The sequence below is a fragment of the Laceyella sacchari genome (assembly GCF_004343255.1).
GTDB lineage: Bacteria > Bacillota > Bacilli > Thermoactinomycetales > Thermoactinomycetaceae > Laceyella > Laceyella sacchari.
Genome location: NZ_SMDD01000001.1, coordinates 412102 through 429716, shown reverse-complemented (window position 1 = coordinate 429716; position 17615 = coordinate 412102). Strand labels below are relative to the sequence as shown.

The following is a 17615-nucleotide window of genomic DNA, read 5'->3' as shown; positions in this document are numbered from 1 at the left end:
CTCAGTGTTCTTCTAACCTAGTGTTCAGGGCTTAGCCTTCAGTGATCGACAAAACCCAGCTCTGACTTTCCTGACCGAGGGCAGTTCGCAGCTGTTGGGGTTTGAGGTGCTGGCTGCCATGAAAGCAAAACCTCCCAACCAAATTGGCTGGGAGGTTTTTTATGTTTTATGACCTGAAACGAACAAAGACGTCCGCCCATATGGGCTCCGCCATTTGTCAGATCGATGCGCTCAACCTTTGCCGATGGGCACTTTTAGTGCGCCAGGCCCAGTAAACAGGAGCGACGCGGCGGTGAGCAGAATCAACAAGTCATATTCATACCCGCCCGCAAATCCTTTGCTCCCGTTCACAAACAAGATCGCCCCCGCCATGATCGCAACCGCACCCCCTGCAGCGACAGAAGTGAACAAGCCAAGGATAAAGGACACCCCGATCAACACCTCCAAGCCCGCTACCGCGTAAGCCGTGAACGACGCCATCGGAATGCCTGCCTGGCCGAAGAATCCGATCGTCTGTTCCATGCCCATTAATTTCTGCGCACCATGAATAAGAAAAATGAGAGCCAGCCCAATCCGTAGGAACACAGGGCCGTAACTCGCCTGTAATTTCATGTTGTTTCCCCTTTCAATCTCTTATCCATGCCATCATACCCCTCAGTCCTAAACCCCTGATAAACAGAGATTAAATCTTTCTTAAGTACATGTGTCCAAATTGCGAACGCTACGGACAACATCCACACCAACCCGGCTATCAACCGCACTTCCGCCGCAACCAATGGAGCGTCATAACACTGGTGCAAAGCGACAGCATCATACCGCCATGGGTCAACCACATTGCGGTTTCTGAATGAATCGAAACAACCGCTGGCAACCCCCGGCTGGCCATCGCTAAGGCAACATGGAGGCACAATCCGGTCAAGATGCTTAAGCTCGCTTCCCGCTTGCCCATACGCTCCTCCTCCAGCCATTTGCCCAACAAGCACACATAATAAACAGACCCCATCCCTCCAAGCAGAGTAAGTAATGACGAAACCAACCACACCATCCACACCTCTCCTACCGCTTCAACTGATGCACCTGCATCCGTTTGAACAAATGCAACCGGTCATCTCCATGGCAGGGAGCAACCGCCTCTTCCAACTCCCTTATTCCATAAGCCGACAAAAACCGGATCATCGGCTGCAACTTATGTATCACGCGCATCTCTCCCGTGGGACAATGTCGGATCACCAACCGCTCGCGCGACCGATCATACCAAAAACAGATTTCAGCCATCCTCATCCTCTCCTGTTGCGCGATGTTCCAAAAATGTCATACGACCATCCGCAGAATAAATGTTTTCCTTTTTCCCATTCCACCTGCATCACATCCATCAGTGGAATGGGCACCACTGCGCCTGACTCGGTATGAAGCCGAATCACCTGCACACGCTTGCGCGGCTGGTGATCGACCGTCAATGACAGTTGCACCATCTCCCCCTCTTTCTCCATCTCAGCATCAACGACTGTCACATGCGGCTTTTGTTGTAACTCCCCAACAAACGGCAAAACACGGTCCTTTTCTCCACGCAAGTGCATCACAAACATTTTTTATTCCTCCTTAAAATGACAAAGTCGATCGTTGCAATAACAAGGATACATCGCTAAAAATTACATTTTGCACTTGAATTATAATTCAGAAATCATCATTTTTCAAATATTTTCCATTGGACATGATGAAAGGAACCTCTGTTGCACGCCAGCTCCGCTCCTTATAAAAAAGCAACTTACACTTCTGCCAGATAACTTGTACACATATATTAGAACAAATCTCTCCGTAAGGTTGGTATGCCATGGGTAAAACAATGACGAGAAGCCTCTCATATATCTGCGGCTTAATTATCAAATCGCTCGGCATTTCCTTGATCCTGCGCTCTGAATTGGGTGCTGACGCGTGGAATGGGTTCTTTGTAGCAATGTCGGAATGGATCGGCTTCACCGTCGGGTCCTGGCTCATCACCTGCGGGATACTGATTACGTTGCTAAACGGATTTCTGTCCAAAAAACCTCCCAATCCACTGTCCTTGCTAACTATTTTTGTTTTGGGTTTTTGCATTGACTTTTGGTTGGGCATAATCGATTTTCATCCCGTCCAATTTTTCTGCCAAGTGCTCACTTTTTGGGGAGGTTTTTTGCTCGCAACCATCGGCATATCCATCTATGTGCAAAGCAAATACGCCTTGACCCCCGCTGACCAGTTGATGTACATCCTGACTGAACGATATGCGATGAGCCTCACCGCCTCCAAAACGGTGATCGACGGCAGTGCCTTGTTGTTCGCCTTGATGTTGCATGGTCCACTCGGCTTAGGAACCTTTATTTACACCTTTTTGTGCGGACCCTTCATCCAATTTTTCATCCCCAAGATCGAACGGCTTCTCTTCACCGACTCCCCAACCACCCGTTCCTAACGCGCATGGGAACCTCGCTCCTTCTCCATACTACGAATATCCGCCTATGAAGAAGGAGATTGACAATAATGAACCATCCCCAACCTTGGCTCATTGCGCAGACGTTAGCTGATGTCTGCTTCTTTCATTGGCCTGTCCCCGCCGCCTCCCTGCAACCGCACATCCCTGCTCCGCTTTCATTGGATTGCCATGATGGCTCCGCTTGGATCAGCATCGTGGCCTTTCGGGTACAACAGGAGCGGTTGCGGTTTCTCCCTCCCATACCAGGGCTCTCTTCGTATATGCAACTTAATTTACGCACGTATGTGACATATGACGCAGAACCTGGCGTCTTCTTTTTGAGTTGCGATGTCAGCAGTTGGTTGCACGCTCTGGCCGCCCGGCTGATGTGGCACCTGCCCTACCTTCCGGCTCGCTTGCAATTCACCGCGCGCGACCAACGTACTTCCCTTGTCTGTGAACGGCCAAAGCTGTTCACACCCGCGGCCCGATTTGAGGCGCAGATGCACCCATCCCCCACACCCGCTGCCATCCAACCCGGATCACTGGCCAATTGGCTGACTGCACGTTTCTCGCAATACCTACTCATCCGTGGAGCCCTCCACCGTGGGGATATTCGGCATGCCCCTTGGCCTTTGCAGCAAGCAGAGGGGGTTATTCAGGCCAATACTTTTCCAGCCTCCATCCAGCTTCCCATCTTAGACGAAAACCCCCTATGCCATTATGCTCACGGCGTAACTGCCCATGTGTGGCCATTCGTGCAGTTGGACTCCGGCAACCATCAATAAACCCCGCAACCGGTTGGAGCGAGGAAATATCTCTCGCATCAAGCAACTGGGGCGGGGCACCTTTTTTGCACATAACCAGCATTTTCGGCAAGGATAAAGATTGATTATTCAAATAAAAATTAAAAGAATATATAATCAGTATATAATCTGTGAAACGGAGCCGATCACTTTGAGTCTAATCGTGATTTGGGGAGATGAAAGCAGTCAAAATGCTCACAAATACATGGTGTTGGGCACAATCTGGCAGCGTGCGGACACTTACGAAGCATTAGAGGCAGAAGTTGCTGGCTTGCGGCGGCAACTCGGATTTGAACGCGAGTTTCACTGGAATGAAATGAAAAAAACCCATCGAGATGCATATATTGCTTTCATCGATTTGTTTATCAAGCACATGAGGCAAGGGAACTTAAAGTTTCGAGCCCTCATTGTAGATATGACGGACAAAAAAAACGTAAAAACCGGCGACAACAAAGAAGCGCATTTTTACAAAATGTTTTTTTGGTTGATCTATAAATGGTTGGCTCCTGAACATCATTATGACATCTTTTTGGATCGCAAAAGCAATTCCGTACCCGGAAGGTTGCAGGATTTGGAATATTATCTGAACCGCAAAATGGCAGCCGACTATATCAAGCTTATTCAGCAGACCTCAGGGGCCAAGGAAAAGCAAACCATTGCCTATCCCTTGATTGTGGTACGCCGCGTCGAATCGCGGGACGGCACCCAAACGCCTTTGCAAATGGCTGATGTCCTGGCCGGGGCAATCGCCTATGTCCGCAACGGACACTACGAAAAAGCCGTCGCCAACCGTTCGCGCAATCCCAAACGGGCCGTGGTCAACCATCTCGAGGCGCAGCTCGGCTTCTCGCTCAAAGACTGCCATGCCCGCAATGAACATAAAGGATTTAACCTCTTTTGCTTCAAAAGATAAAATAACGGCGCCCCATTCCCTATCCTGTGCCAGGCGGTTGGACCCGCACATCGATTTCCGCACGACCGAAAAGTCATGGTTTCGGGAGATGGTGGCGCCGACGCTCCAGTATATGCACTCAGTAATTTTATTATACGTTAATTCCAAACCGTTTCAAAACGATTTTTCCGCAAGCAACGTTGAACGGGTGTATTTACTTTGCCTCTCACTGTCCCGTTGATGTTTTTATTGAAATCCGTCATTCTAACGAATGAAATAATCTATATTTCTTCAAGTAGAAGTAAATTCAAAATATTTGTCTCCGTCGATGTTAAAAGGTAATTCTGTTGAAAACGGCTTTCAAACATTTCTTCTAAAGTATCACTTTTAAATGTAATAAAAGGAATATTTTGATAATCCCCTGAGATGGGGGTCACTGATGTAACATCTGTAAATGTACGTATCAAACCATAAAGGGCTTCTAAAAATGTCTCTTCACCATCATATGGCTTATAATCCTTCAAAGATTCAAACATCGTAAAAGCTAGCACAGGAAATGCCACATATCGTTTTTCATCACGAGAGCATTCCACATAGGCATTCGGAAGTCTTCCTTGCATTTCACGCTCATACTTCAATAATTCAATGGTACGAACAAGCTTTTTTCGTAGATCATCCGTAATATCTTCTTTCATAGCCCATTCAATTATTTTCATGAGGCGCTCACTATGCTCTCTCTTATTCACAAAAAATGTAAACCGTTCACTAATAAAATCATTCATACGAAATATAAGCATCCCGTTTAAAAAAAGAAAAGAATGAAATGGCTGAAATTCTATCAACTGGGACAAGTTTTGACGAGCGCGTTTCAAAAACTGTGAGAAGATATTTTTCTCGTTATATCCTGGTCGAAAAATTTGTTCATTCGTGTGTACAGTCATGCTACCAAATACAGAATGAAATTCTTGTTTGAATTCCTGAATCAATTTAAAACGTTCTTTACCTGTTAGTTCTTTTGCAAGGAGTTTTATGCTGTCTGCTACATCCTGTATCAGATTAGATTTTACTGGCGAAATCCCTCTGCCTCCAAGTGGTACAACACTATAGGAGCGCGTTCCAATTTCGGCCTTTCCAAAAATTCGGCTCACCAAGCAAGAGCGCACTAATGTCAGAAACGATAATAAATGGATCAAAGTTTTATTCTTGTGCCATTCTTCATCAGTGTCCTTATGAACATATGAATCCACAATAAAAAACTCGATGCTTTTATCTTTTTCTATATCCCAGTCTGTATCGCCTCTCATCCGATAATAGAGTTGAACCTGTTCCATCAGTTCTCTCTCGATACTAAACGATTGTAACACAACAAAAATTTTGGTTGCTCTTTTAAACGAAATACCCCGAGACGCCGAGCTAGTCATAAACACACATCGTACATGATTGGTTGCCTCAAGCGCTTGTGCCCTCCCTCTTATTGTCAATTGCGACGTAATCGCCATATAGTGTTTGTACTCTACCGCTTCTTCTCCAAAAACATCACGATATCGTTGTTTAAATTCGCTTTTCAACTTTTCAATCCGGTTAATGTTTTGCACATAAACAATCACTTGTTCTTCTTGGTTGGCAGACAAATATTCAAAAACGCGCTGTAAAATCACTTTATCTTGCTCTTCCGATAGACTCCTTTCTCGGTCCAACCGATCCCTCCCAGGTCGCCTTCCAGAAAAATACTCTTCCTCTGATATCCCCTGAACACAAATGTGATACATAAGATGTAATTCTTTTGCTGGATAGGAATTGGTATTCACAAACCAACCATTAAGGGGCGCTGTTCCGTGTACTTCAACTTCCTTAGCTTGAATGGGTAGACTTTGTTCCTCTCCACTTGTGATATATATTTTGGGATGATCAAATCGAACTGCTGAAGCTAGACATTGCTGCATAATTGTCTCATTCGTAATAGAGGCATCCGCTACAATCAGCTTCAAATTCCACTTTGCTTGTCTTTCCGGATCTAGTCTTAAATAAATATGATCAAATAACCATATTTTCAACAATTTATAAAGTTCTGCCCCTTCATCCGTTCCAGTAATTTCATCTATCATGATCCAACAAACTGGATACCTTTCCACAAATTGATCAAAAGCTTCAGGATCAAGCCGAACCCCCATCTCTTCAGAGTAATGTACAAATGGAAACAGCTTTTGTATGTGATGCATAGTGGTTCCGTCTTTTGTACTTTTTAACGCTTGAATGGTAAACGTCCCAACGATCTTCCTTATATTGGGGTTTTTCATTTGCTCTTGGATTCCTTCACACAACCGCTTCAGCACGCCACCCGTTTTTAATCGAATATCTTCTGCAAATTCGTTATCTCCGGTTTCTCGAAAGTTGATTACCTCATTTCCATAATGGCGAATTCTGTTTTTCTGAAGATATGTTAATTTAGGGCTTGTTTGTAATCGGTCCATCGAATTGATAAAAACATTCACAACATTCACAGGTACACCATTGATTACTTGCTCATCCGTTGAACTAGTATTCAATGCTACAAGATCGTCAGCAAATAAACGATTTCCTTCTGAAAACTTTAGCAATATATCATCATTTACTGTTCTTCTACAGCTTGTATACAAAAACAGAAATCGCTCATGCTTTTTCAGCTCGTCTACAATCACTGATGTTTTTCCGATACCGGGATTGCCTGTCAAGAAAAGGATATGCTGATTACCATACAATCCCTTCTTAACATACGAGGAGTGATCATCCCTAAATGTTTTTCCCTCCCCATATTTACCAGCCGTATTCTGAAAGCCTTTAATTCGGTCAGTGATAACAAAATACCCCTTCCCTTCCTTTACAAACGCAGACAATGCTTCGCGATCCATATTTGTATGACAGATTGTGTTATTAAGCAATATTTCTTTAGCGGCTCGAGGGATCGTTTTCCTATCCGAATCAGACCATGCGCAATGACCAGCTACATATTCTTCATTGCATCGTTTTAATAAGACTCCCTCTTTCGAATGAATCCAATGGTTCAATGATAGAGTAAGGTTTATGATAGAGTAGGCATAATCGACCATCCCCATAATAGAAACATCACATTTTCCCTCTGTTTTCTTTACTGCTTCTGTCATAAACCGTAAAAATGAATAGGCATAAGAACCTGCTTGTACGATTTTTCCCAACGTTTTATCCTTGGCGATACTGGCGTATTTCAGCAGTAAAGAATCAAGACGAATGTTTCCAATGCCTGATGTATTTACTGACATGTGGCTAAATTTTGTTTTCCTGCCCATGTCACTTCGTATTTGTTGTAAGCTCTTTAAAAGGCTTTGAGGGGTAAAAATCCCTTCCAAACGATGGAGGTTCAAGCTAGTATCAATGATCAGCAAATAAAACCGTTTTCCCTGTCTCAATAAAACAAGGCTATCTGCTCTCAGGAAGTGTCCCTTTTTCTGATAGTACCCGATCTCCCCCGCTTCCATCTCATAGCCAAAAGCTTGTTTAATATCGTGTATCACCGCTTGCTTCACTTCTTCTATATGAACACTTCGATTTAAAGGATCCAAGACATTCATCTGAAAATAAACCACTTCCGTTTTAAGCAGTTTATTAAGAGGTAGCGATTGAATATAATGCCTCATTGTATGCTGACCTTGCAAAAAGCCGAAGAAAAAAATATTTTCGATATTTTTTCGTATTTCCTCAAAAACCGCTTCATCTGTCATGCCATTCTTTTTTAAAAACTCATCGATAAAACGCGAAAAGCGCCGCTCTGGACTTGCCAACCAATCAGTCAAACGTTGCTGTAAACCAGAATTCATCTTCAACTTCTTGCTGGATTGTAATTGGACTAATGCCGAAAAAAGACCGATGTTATATCCATACTCATACACGAAGCCATAATCGTACCTATAAGTTGCTTTCATCTTTTTTAGGCGTGTTTTAACGCCCTGCTACCTCCTTTCAAGCAAATACCTTTGTATGAAGATATGCAAAGTAGGCAATCATGTTCATCTTAAAAAATTTCCCATTCCAAGTTATATCTATCAGGGATTTTTTTGCTACCCCATCATCCCCCAACAGTCGGCTGTATGGGTTCACTTTAATCGTAATATTATAATTCGACTCAAACCTGCTAGTATGAAAAAGCAATAAGGCACGAATAAGGTTTGGTTTAATACCCTCCGGATCGATGAGAGCTAATTGAATTTTGTTGTTAAGCAAATCATCACTGTATAAACGATTCAACGTCTGGTAGGTAATGAGACTATTGTACACATGACGTTGCTCGTTTCCTTTTAATCCGTTACCACTATAAAGTTGCAAAATAGGGACAATTCCTTCGTGGTCTTCATAAAGGTTCCTTTGAATATGGCTGGTGTCATCCACAAAAAGGGCGACCTTTCTACTTTTTCCATCCAAACGCGCTTCGTACGCACGCGTGAGAGTAAAATGCATCGGATATATTGCCATATCTTTTGCAACATACAATGATTCAATCAATTCCTGATTCATGAAATATAACTCTTTTTTGTCATCTTTTTTGTCTAGAAATTTCGTGGTATATGGAGTTTTTGCGACATATAAGATATGTTTATATCCCTCGTTATACAACGTTTGCACCACACTAACCAATACATCCGATTGCCGATAGATCGTCGTCTCATTGTCATGATCAAAGAACGTACCAAAGCGACTGAAAATGCTTTCTCTCCCTTCACTGTCTACTGTATAAACCTCACCGAAAATTCCTGCTCGGTATTGATCACTCTTCTTATGGTCATCCGATTTCATAGAGGTAACAACAATCATCGCGATTTTGGGAATTTCTATAGGAACGTCCAATATAAATTTCTTTGGGACATTTGCATACATTGAGTTTAGGGTATTAGCGACTTTATATGGTTTTGTTTCAAATCCAAAATCAAACCCTTGAGACCCTGTGTTATGATTCATTCCAAATAAAAACTCTAATTCTTTTGCAAATTGACGGATATACGTATCCATACTTAGATATTCTTTCCTTTTATCTTTTGTTACATGAAAATGCCAAAAAGCAATAAACAAATCTCTTCCCTTGTCCTCTATCTGTTTCGTATATGCAATCAAAAACAGATAGACAAAAAGCTTATAAGTAAATAAAAAGACAAACCGATCCACTGGCGTTTCGAAATCACAATGATCATATATAGGAAATAGAATACATACTTTTCTTAAATCCGGGCAATGTTTTGTAAAATCAACTACTTGCTTTTCTATCCTTTTTGTTGTTGCATCGTATGGCAAAAACATGACTGCTAAGGTTTCGTCTTGCTCCCCCACTTCATATTTAAATTGAACCTTTTCCTGATGTTGTGTCGAGCATAAAAAAGTATTACTAAACTCAATTTCGTACTCAAAGCTAAACAAACTATCTTCCAAGATATCTTTTGTTAGAATGATATATTTGTAATTGTGGGTATCCAACTCATGTTGTAACAAGCTGGTTCGGTTCGGATCAAATAACTTTGGTGCTAAAATACTTTTTAGAAATGTCAAACGCCGTTTATACGTTTGCATTGATATGTTTTTTTGCATTTGATTCAATTTAGGATCTAAACACAAACGAAGCATCTTCCGAACTTCATCTAATTGTTGCTGAATTTGTTTGATAGCCTCTTGATTATTTAGCAAGGTTTTTGCCAATTTACAATACCACTTATATCCCTCTTCTTGTTTAGGGCTACCATTATACCCAGCTATATAATCCAAATCTTCCTTCAACACTAAAGAGGGATCATATGTTTCATCTTCAAGATGAAGCAAAAAGTATTTGAGCAGAACTACCTGTATAGAACCATACCAAAATCGATCTACCATCTCTTTCTCATCTTGAAAATAACCTTTTTTTCCACCATGCTTAACAAGTGCCTTTATCTTCTCGATGTGATAAAGAAACGATTGTTTTCCCTGTCCTTCAAGAACCTTAGCGTTTTGCACTTCTCCATTTAACTTCAATGAGATCCCATATTGTTCCATGTTTTTATCCTCATCATGTGTTGCAACCATGATTTGAGAAAGGATCCCAACAAAAGGCAAAAAATTATATACGTCTTTATGACGAAATGTATTTAAAATATCACGTGTTTCTCCCAAAAAATCTACTGGTGAAAACCTTATCTCTTTTAAAAACTGCGTGCAAAGGTCTTCAAGTTGTTCGTATCTTTCTGTATATCGTTTTAACCACTTGACTGCTTTTTTATGTCTTTTCATAAATCCAGAATCCATGTTCTTAATTAAATAATCCAAATATAAAAAAGCCGAAGCCCGCTTTACGGCGGCAAAGCGATTTTCTTTTATAAATGTATAAATTGTCTCTGCTAAAATGCCTTCAGAACGAATTTCGTTAATGATGTCCTCTTTATGAAATTCATCCACTTGGGGGGTTGATTCAATGTAGCGAATCAATGACTGTTTGATTGACTCCATTAAAGAATCAACCTTATAACTGATTTTTACATTATCATGGCGAAGAATATTTTTTTGACCGATCGAATCAAATGCATTATATTCCAATTTCCCAAAGGAAACCTGTTTTTCTTGCTTCTGCAATCTTACCGAAAAAGACCCTGTGCCTTGCTTTGGCCTTTCTTGTGTAAGAATCTCACTTAACGGATTGGTTTTAGGAGAGATTCCATTTGCCTCCAGCAATTCTTTCATTTGATCGATTAATTTTTGCAAATCATTATGTTCTTGTTCTTTATCCTGAAAGTTGAGCGTTACCTTGTTTTTATATATCGCTGTCTCATCCATCTTCATCTCTGCAAAAAATTGATTAGACAATTTTGGTTTCAACTCATCAAGCACATCTTTGCATAAGGAATTCAAGTTTTTCGCAAAAAATACATCTCCATTTTTCTCAATCACTTCGATTTTTGATATTTTTTTGCTTATCGCATCATAAATCACCTTGTAGCTAACGGTACTAAGAGGATTTTTCTTATCATTCAATTCGTTGGCCATGGATACAACCCCCCATATTTGTTATCAATAGTCGCCTATTATGTTCAAACAGCACAATAATATAACAACAAACTACCAAGAAGAATTTTAACTCCAATCACAGGGATGTACACACTCTATGTTAGCTAATATGCCATATTAGCATCTCTATTTCGATCTATTCCTCGAATTTCCTTTATTTTTTTACCAAAAAAGTTTATTTTTCGACTGGTCATATAATTATATGTCACAAAAAGTTGCATCAATGGATAAAGATTTTACTGCCGATTTCAGATGAATATATATAGATATTTGATTTTTGATCGCAAGGTTCTTTAAGTCCGTTTGACATACAGAACCTGAAGTGTAATACTATAAAAAATACTGCAAGGTATTAATTGGATCAATTATGATTGATTTGATTGGGTGTTTTTTGGATTTTGGTATCAGGCGTTCCCATAGAGAAAAATTAAATTATACTTGAAACTCCAACCAATCATATATCAGACAACAATTTTTAGACAATCTTATTAGAACATGGAGGTAACAAATGAGAATTAAAGATCTGCGAATAAGCAACTTTCGAAATTTCAAAGATGAAATTCGAATCGTACCGCAAAAAATTAATGGCCACGATATCGTAGTGCTCATTGGGGAAAACAATGCTGGTAAATCCAATGTGTTGTCAATTTTGCATATGCTCTTTAATCCAGAGAGATCAATCAGAACATTGGAATTTGAGGAAACGGACTTTTATGACTTAAACAAGCCCATTAAAGTAGAAGTTGTACTGGAGGATCTTAGCGAAGAGCTCTGCGCAGAGTTTATTGGCCTGGTCGATGCCGAGCAAGTGGGAGGACAAAACAAATATTCTCTCTCACTTAAATTTTCCGTTATTTATGATAAAAACACACGGGAAGCTGAGCCGTCGTTGGTATATGCACGCCAGCCAGATCGTTTAGTTTCGTTTGGGGAGAAGAAACTGATCTCGTTCTTTTTTCAGGATGCAATGCGCGATTACAGGGCTATCAAACCCAATAAAGGTAGCTTATTCGGTCGTATCTTAAATCAAATCAATCTTACTGAGCAGGAGGAAGCTATATTATCCAAACTCAATGAAGCGAGTGATTCCTTAAAAAATAACCCTGAAATTGTGGAATTCACAAATGTCGTTGCTGACATCACCAAGCAAATAATAGACTTGCCAAGGATCGATGATCTTTTGCGCCTTACCATTGCAACATCAACTGCTGTGGATGTAAAAAAATACATTCAAATGCAACTTAAACATCACGCAGCTGACAAATACCTCGATGTTGATCAACTAGGTTTAGGGCTTCAAAGCGTACTCACTGTCAGCATATTTAGAGCCTTTGCAGGCATTGGAAAATTACGGGAAGGGATATTTGCCATTGATGAACCTGAATCTCACCTTTATCCGCATGCCCAGCGCAAAATGTACAGGGAAATCTTGCAATTATCCCGCACAAGGCAAGTGTTTGTTGCCACTCATTCGCCCTCATTAATTGAGCTTATTAATCCAAGGCAAATTTGTTTAATGCGAAAGGATGCACAAGGAACATCAACCAGCGTGCAATTGCCCCAGAATTTCCCCGAAGAGTTTGTATCCTCTTACGAAAAACACCTTGATGTTGGAAAAGCGGATGCTTTTTTTTCCAAAGCAGTCTTGTTGACGGAAGGGCCAACTGAGCAAGGGTTATTTCCTGAATTGGGACTTTCTCTTATTTATAAGGACAGTAACTATGACTTGGATCGTATTGGTGTATCCGTGATTAACGCTGGTGGAAAAACAAACATAAAAGCATTTATCAGGCTTTTAAATAATTTCGGTATCCCATGTGTCACCGTGATTGATTACGATTCTAAGGATAAAAACCACGAAAAAGAGTTAAAGGAAATCAAAGAGATCTGCCCCAATGTTTATGAATTACCACGGAAACCTAATATGGGAGACATTGAGGGATATGTTTGTGACAATGTACCGATTGATAAGTTAATAATGTTCTTGGAGGAAGTACTTTCTCCAGAAAGGAAAGAAGATCTTTTTTCAGATCTCAAAGGGGCAATAAAAAAAGCTGATGTGGAGAAGTCCAACGAGCTACGTGATATGCGAAAAAACAACAAAAGTTTAGAGGAAGCGATTCCAATATTAAATGAAGTTATTACCCATACCTCTGAGGTTGAGTCGAAAATAAGAGAAACATTGGCGAATTCTTTTCGAAAAATAAAGGGTAGGACAACAGGAAGACTGATCGGGGAGAAGTTCAGTGATCATTTTACTGAAAAATTTATCGAAAACACACTCGACGCCGTTATACAGCTAGCAGGATATTGGGATGATATTGAAGGAGAGCAAGAAAGATGAAAAGTCTTGAGGGATTAAACGAAGAGCAAATTGAAGCGGTAGAAACAATAGACCGAAATACCATAGTTTTCGCGGGTCCGGGTACAGGAAAAACCCGTATTATAACCCAAAGAATCGCCTATTTGTTCGAAAGAGACTTGGTTCCACCATCTCGGAAGGTACTAGCAATAACGTTTACCAATAAAGCAGCAAACGAGATGAGATCAAGAGTGCAGAATCTTGGAATCGACAGTCGTCGTATTCGTTTGGGAACATTCCACAATTTATGCCAGTCCGTGCTTAGGGCATATGGAGATAAAATAGAGGTTCCGCGAGATTTTACTTTTGTGTCTCCTGCACAAAAAAATAAGCTAATCCTTTCTGTTTTAAGGAATAATAATGTAAGAAATATGAGAGAAAACGCATTCGCTAACTGGATTAGCAAATTGAAGAATTCATCTGTTGATTATGGAGAATATTTAAGGAAAACCGAAAAAACAAAAACCATAGGTCTTACGTCCGCCGCAGTCGAGTATGAGACACGTTTGCGCGAAAATAATATGATTGACTTTGATGACGCTATATTACTTACGGTAACACTATTAAAAAATCATTCCGAACTGTTATGGTTATATCATAACGCCTTCCCTTATCTGCTGATTGACGAGATGCAGGACACCAATCGTATGCAACTTGAGCTTATTCGCTTATTAGGCGAAGGTGCAAGAAATGTAATGGCTGTAGCGGACGATGATCAATCCATATACGGATGGCGGGGGGCTCTTCCGACAGTTATTGGTGAATACATTGAGCAGTTGAATGCACATAGTATTACACTGGTTCGTAATTATCGCTCGCCTCAGATTATCTTGGACGCGGCAAACTCGCTAATAGAGCACAACGATAAAAGAGAAAAAAAGACTCTTTTAGGCCGTGAGACGGAGCCTGATGACTGTTTGGAGATAAAAGGCTTCACCACAGCCATCCAAGAAGCTGAATGGGTAGCCGATAAGATAAAAGAGATTCACAAGGAGGGGATTGAATATAAGAAAATAATTGTACTTTATCGAAGCAGGCACCCTGGACTTAAGATTGTCGATGATATGTTTATCCAAAAAGAGATACCGTTCCGTCATTTCGGAAAGAATTTCAACAAGGTGGAGCTCTTTTCTGATCTGATGAAGGAATCATTAAAATTGATAGTAGAGCCTTCAAATGACTTAATTCTGGAATCGATTTTGGAGTCGCTGATTCCTCGCTATTCAAAGCTTTACCGCTCTAATAAAACAGTAAATCATTACGAGGAGCTTATTGAGGGTAAGTTGTCGGTTACAAAGCTTACCGAAATCACACCAGAGGATGAGATGGATGACGCGGTAAAGCAGTTTGCGAAATTCTGTGCAGAGTACAATCACACACAAAGCTATCTCAAGATATATAATGATTTGTACGACTTATTGAAGATTAGTACCTTGCTTTTGCTTGAAAAGAACGACGCTTATGAACAAAGTAGGCATCTAGAATTGTTGAAAGAGAAAATGATAAAATCTCGATCAAGAAACATCATCGATTTGGTTGGCGAGCTTGATCTCCAAGATGAATCTAACTATATAGAAAATTCGATTGATGAAGTTGGCATTTCCACGTTCCACGCGGCCAAGGGTTTGGAATATAAGGCTGTGTTTATTATTGCCCTAGAGGACGACATTGTTCCCGCAAGGTATGATGAGGCTGAAGAGAGGCGTGGACTTTATGTCGCAATGACTCGTTCAGAAAGCAAATTGTACATGTCTTATGCACAGCAACGCGACAGACAAAGAAAACAACCAAGTCGCTTTTTTGAAGAAATAGATGTAAAGAGATTTGCCCACAAAATCCGCTGAATATGTGCTTGATGATGAATAACTATAAGGGTGTAATATATTATACTTGATTGTCATTGAAGTTTTTACACGACAAAAATAACTAGCTTAATTTGCCGAAAATATTATATCTTACTTCCCTTATTTTGATTCTCGAATAATATCTTGGCATTAACACTGTTATTCCACAAAGGTTCATGCTCTACCTCAGCATCCGATCTAATTTTTGTCATTTTAGGGCGCACTATTTATTTAAATGAAACACAATTATCTAGAATTATGGTATTCATTAAAGAATTGTACGTGACTTAAGCCAGTACTAAAACTGTCATGCCACTAACATAAACTCGTAATGCTGGCCGAGGCTCTCTACTGCCATAGGGAGCCTTTTTCAATTGTTTACTAGGGCAAACTATCCGCAAGTTCTTTTACTCCTTCGATTTCATCCACATTCCCTGTACGATCACTGACTTGATTAACCCACCCCGTGTTTTTCCCCTATAAGCCGCAACTCATCCAATATCTGGCGTAGATGTCCTGTCAATTGTGAATCCCCCCTTTCAACCAAAACCTGACAACCAACAAATCGTTGACATTTACATATAATCATTTTACTATGGCATAGGGAAATCGACACGCAGTTAGTATGCATGTAAAAACGGAATAATGAAGATCGTCTTCTTATCAAGAGAGGCGGAGGGACTGGCCCTGGGAAACCTCGGCAACGGACTCTTCTCATGGAGAGTGCTGTGCCAAATCCAGCAAGCGATAAGCTTGGCAGATAAGAAGAGTGCGCTTATAACCATAAGACCTCTTCTTCCTGTTGTGTGTAGAAGGGGTCTTTTCAGTTTTCCGTTCAAACCACAGAAAGGGGTTATAAGCATGAAACAAGCCAATCCATGGGCATTGTTGCCCTTTGTCATATTCCTGGCCTTGTTCGCCGGCGCCGGACTTGTAACCGGGGACTTCACCAAATTCCCCGTGTTGGTCGCCGTCCTGATCGCGTCCGGTGTGGCATTTCTGATGAACCGTTCCTTATCCTTAAACGAAAAAACGGCGCTTTTCTGCCGTGGAGCAGGACACGACAACATTATCTTGATGGTGATCATTTTTCTGCTCTCCGGCGCTTTTTCGGCAGTAGCCAAAGGGATGGGAGCTGTCGACGCCACCGTCAACTTAGCTCTTTCCATTCTGCCGCAAAACCTGCTGATCGTCGGTATGTTTGTGATTGCCTGCTTTATCTCCCTGTCGATGGGAACTTCCATGGGGACGATTGTAGCTCTGGCGCCCATCGGTGTCGGCATCAGCGGACAGACAGACATTCCGGTGGCATTGGCCATTGCGGCCGTGATCGGTGGTGCTATGTTCGGGGATAATTTGTCCGTCATTTCCGACACAACCATCGCCGCAGTCAACTCGCAAAACATCAATATGAAAGATAAGTTCAAAGTGAACTTTTTCATCGTGTTGCCCGCCGCACTGGTCACCGTAGCCTTCCTCACCTTCTTAACATTGGGCGGACAAAGTCATGTCGCCACCGACCAAGTGGTGTGGGTTAAAACGTTGCCTTACTTGGCTGTATTGATCGCAGCGTTGGCCGGCGTCAATGTGCTGCTCGTATTGACGGGCGGGATTGTGTTTGCCGGAGCGATCGGTCTGGTGGACGGTTCATACACCGTGATGAGCTTCATCAAAGAGATCGGCAACGGATTTGCCGGAATGCAAGAACTCTCCATTTTGGTTCTCCTGATCGGGGGCATGGTGGAATTAATCCGTCACTATGGCGGCATTGACTTCTTGTTGCAGGCGATCACCCGCAATATCCGTTCGAAAAAAGGCGCTGAATTCGGCATTGCCGGTTTGGTTTCGGCCACCAATCTGGCCATCGCCAACAATACCATCTCCATCATCATTGCCGGGCCACTGGCCAAAGAAATCGCTGAACGATATGAGATCGACCGCCGCAAATCAGCCAGTTTGTTGGATATTTTCTCTTGTTGCATCCAGGGCTTGATCCCCTATGGCCCACAACTGCTCGTGGCCGCGGGTGTGGCTTCGATCTCCCCGCTGTCCATCTTACAGTACAATGTTTATCCGCTGTTGATCGGCGTCTGCGCATCTATCTCCATTTTGATCGGCTATCCACGCGCCAAAGGAGCTCAACCCGCTGTACAAAAAACAACATTGCCGGCCAACCAATAATATTTACCCCACCTCATGACGAAGGTGGGGTTTTCTTTTGGTTTGAACC

At 41.6% G+C, this 17615-nt stretch carries 12 protein-coding genes and 1 riboswitch; of the genes, 6 read left to right on the top strand and 6 right to left on the bottom strand.

Translation table 11 applies throughout. The features are described 5' to 3' along the window. Positions 1–231: 231 nt before the first annotated feature. The 4 genes from EDC32_RS02035 to EDC32_RS02020 form a co-directional block, all read right to left on the bottom strand. Complete coding sequence (locus EDC32_RS02035; RefSeq protein ID WP_132219817.1) at positions 232–612, bottom strand: DoxX family protein; 381 nt, start codon at positions 610–612, stop codon at positions 232–234. A 139-nt stretch (positions 613–751) separates the two neighbouring features. Further along, entirely contained in the window at positions 752–1045 is a 294-nt protein-coding gene (locus EDC32_RS02030) for a hypothetical protein (RefSeq protein WP_132219816.1), read from the bottom strand. 11 nt (positions 1046–1056) lie between these two features. After that, positions 1057–1275, bottom strand: a complete 219-nt coding sequence (locus EDC32_RS02025; protein ID WP_102991797.1) for a hypothetical protein — start codon at positions 1273–1275, stop codon at positions 1057–1059. Positions 1276–1277: 2 nt separating this feature from the next. Beyond that, a complete protein-coding gene (locus EDC32_RS02020; RefSeq protein WP_132219815.1) occupies positions 1278–1586 on the bottom strand; it encodes a hypothetical protein in 309 nt (102 codons plus the stop codon). A 245-nt stretch (positions 1587–1831) separates the two neighbouring features. On the opposite strand from EDC32_RS02020, the gene EDC32_RS02015 reads away from it, so the two are divergent. From EDC32_RS02015 to EDC32_RS02005, 3 genes are all read left to right on the top strand, one after another. Further along, positions 1832–2449 carry a YczE/YyaS/YitT family protein gene (locus tag EDC32_RS02015; RefSeq protein ID WP_132219814.1) on the top strand — a complete coding sequence of 206 codons (618 nt, stop codon included), beginning with the start codon at positions 1832–1834 and terminating at the stop codon, positions 2447–2449. A gap of 68 nt (positions 2450–2517) precedes the next feature. Further along, entirely contained in the window at positions 2518–3237 is a 720-nt protein-coding gene (locus tag EDC32_RS02010; protein ID WP_132219813.1) for a YqjF family protein, read from the top strand. Between the two features lie 169 nt (positions 3238–3406). Further along, complete coding sequence (locus tag EDC32_RS02005; RefSeq protein ID WP_132219812.1) at positions 3407–4168, top strand: DUF3800 domain-containing protein; 762 nt, start codon at positions 3407–3409, stop codon at positions 4166–4168. A 260-nt stretch (positions 4169–4428) separates the two neighbouring features. On the opposite strand, the gene EDC32_RS02000 is transcribed toward EDC32_RS02005, so the two are convergent. Both EDC32_RS02000 and EDC32_RS01995 read right to left on the bottom strand, forming a co-directional pair. Beyond that, entirely contained in the window at positions 4429–7977 is a 3549-nt protein-coding gene (locus tag EDC32_RS02000; RefSeq protein WP_132219811.1) for a hypothetical protein, read from the bottom strand. A 142-nt stretch (positions 7978–8119) separates the two neighbouring features. Next, positions 8120–11158 (bottom strand): hypothetical protein, encoded by a 3039-nt coding sequence (locus EDC32_RS01995; RefSeq protein WP_132219810.1) that lies wholly within the window; start codon positions 11156–11158, stop codon positions 8120–8122. 529 nt (positions 11159–11687) lie between these two features. On the opposite strand from EDC32_RS01995, the gene EDC32_RS01990 reads away from it, so the two are divergent. From EDC32_RS01990 to EDC32_RS01980, 3 genes are all read left to right on the top strand, one after another. Beyond that, positions 11688–13523 carry an ATP-dependent nuclease gene (locus EDC32_RS01990; protein WP_132219809.1) on the top strand — a complete coding sequence of 612 codons (1836 nt, stop codon included), beginning with the start codon at positions 11688–11690 and terminating at the stop codon, positions 13521–13523. Beyond that, positions 13520–15385, top strand: a complete 1866-nt coding sequence (locus EDC32_RS01985; protein WP_132219808.1) for an ATP-dependent helicase — start codon at positions 13520–13522, stop codon at positions 15383–15385. Before EDC32_RS01990 ends, EDC32_RS01985 begins: the two co-directional genes overlap by 4 nt. A 657-nt stretch (positions 15386–16042) precedes the next feature. Then, positions 16043–16152, top strand: a riboswitch (SAM riboswitch). A 94-nt stretch (positions 16153–16246) separates the two neighbouring features. Continuing rightward, positions 16247–17566: a Na+/H+ antiporter NhaC family protein gene (locus EDC32_RS01980; RefSeq protein ID WP_132219807.1), complete on the top strand. Its 1320-nt coding sequence runs from the start codon at positions 16247–16249 to the stop codon at positions 17564–17566. The last annotated feature ends 49 nt before the right edge of the window (positions 17567–17615 follow it).

Bases quoted from the DNA above. Each gene is read 5' to 3' on its own strand.
- EDC32_RS02035 (WP_132219817.1), bottom strand. From the start codon at position 612: ATGAAATTACAGGCGAGTTACGGCCCTGTGTTCCTACGGATTGGGCTG.
- EDC32_RS02030 (WP_132219816.1), bottom strand. From the start codon at position 1,045: ATGGTGTGGTTGGTTTCGTCATTACTTACTCTGCTTGGAGGGATGGGG.
- EDC32_RS02025 (WP_102991797.1), bottom strand. From the start codon at position 1,275: ATGGCTGAAATCTGTTTTTGGTATGATCGGTCGCGCGAGCGGTTGGTG.
- EDC32_RS02020 (WP_132219815.1), bottom strand. From the start codon at position 1,586: ATGTTTGTGATGCACTTGCGTGGAGAAAAGGACCGTGTTTTGCCGTTT.
- EDC32_RS02015 (WP_132219814.1), top strand. From the start codon at position 1,832: ATGGGTAAAACAATGACGAGAAGCCTCTCATATATCTGCGGCTTAATT.
- EDC32_RS02010 (WP_132219813.1), top strand. From the start codon at position 2,518: ATGAACCATCCCCAACCTTGGCTCATTGCGCAGACGTTAGCTGATGTC.
- EDC32_RS02000 (WP_132219811.1), bottom strand. From the start codon at position 7,977: ATGAATTCTGGTTTACAGCAACGTTTGACTGATTGGTTGGCAAGTCCA.
- EDC32_RS01995 (WP_132219810.1), bottom strand. From the start codon at position 11,158: ATGGCCAACGAATTGAATGATAAGAAAAATCCTCTTAGTACCGTTAGC.
- EDC32_RS01990 (WP_132219809.1), top strand. From the start codon at position 11,688: ATGAGAATTAAAGATCTGCGAATAAGCAACTTTCGAAATTTCAAAGAT.
- EDC32_RS01985 (WP_132219808.1), top strand. From the start codon at position 13,520: ATGAAAAGTCTTGAGGGATTAAACGAAGAGCAAATTGAAGCGGTAGAA.
- EDC32_RS01980 (WP_132219807.1), top strand. From the start codon at position 16,247: ATGAAACAAGCCAATCCATGGGCATTGTTGCCCTTTGTCATATTCCTG.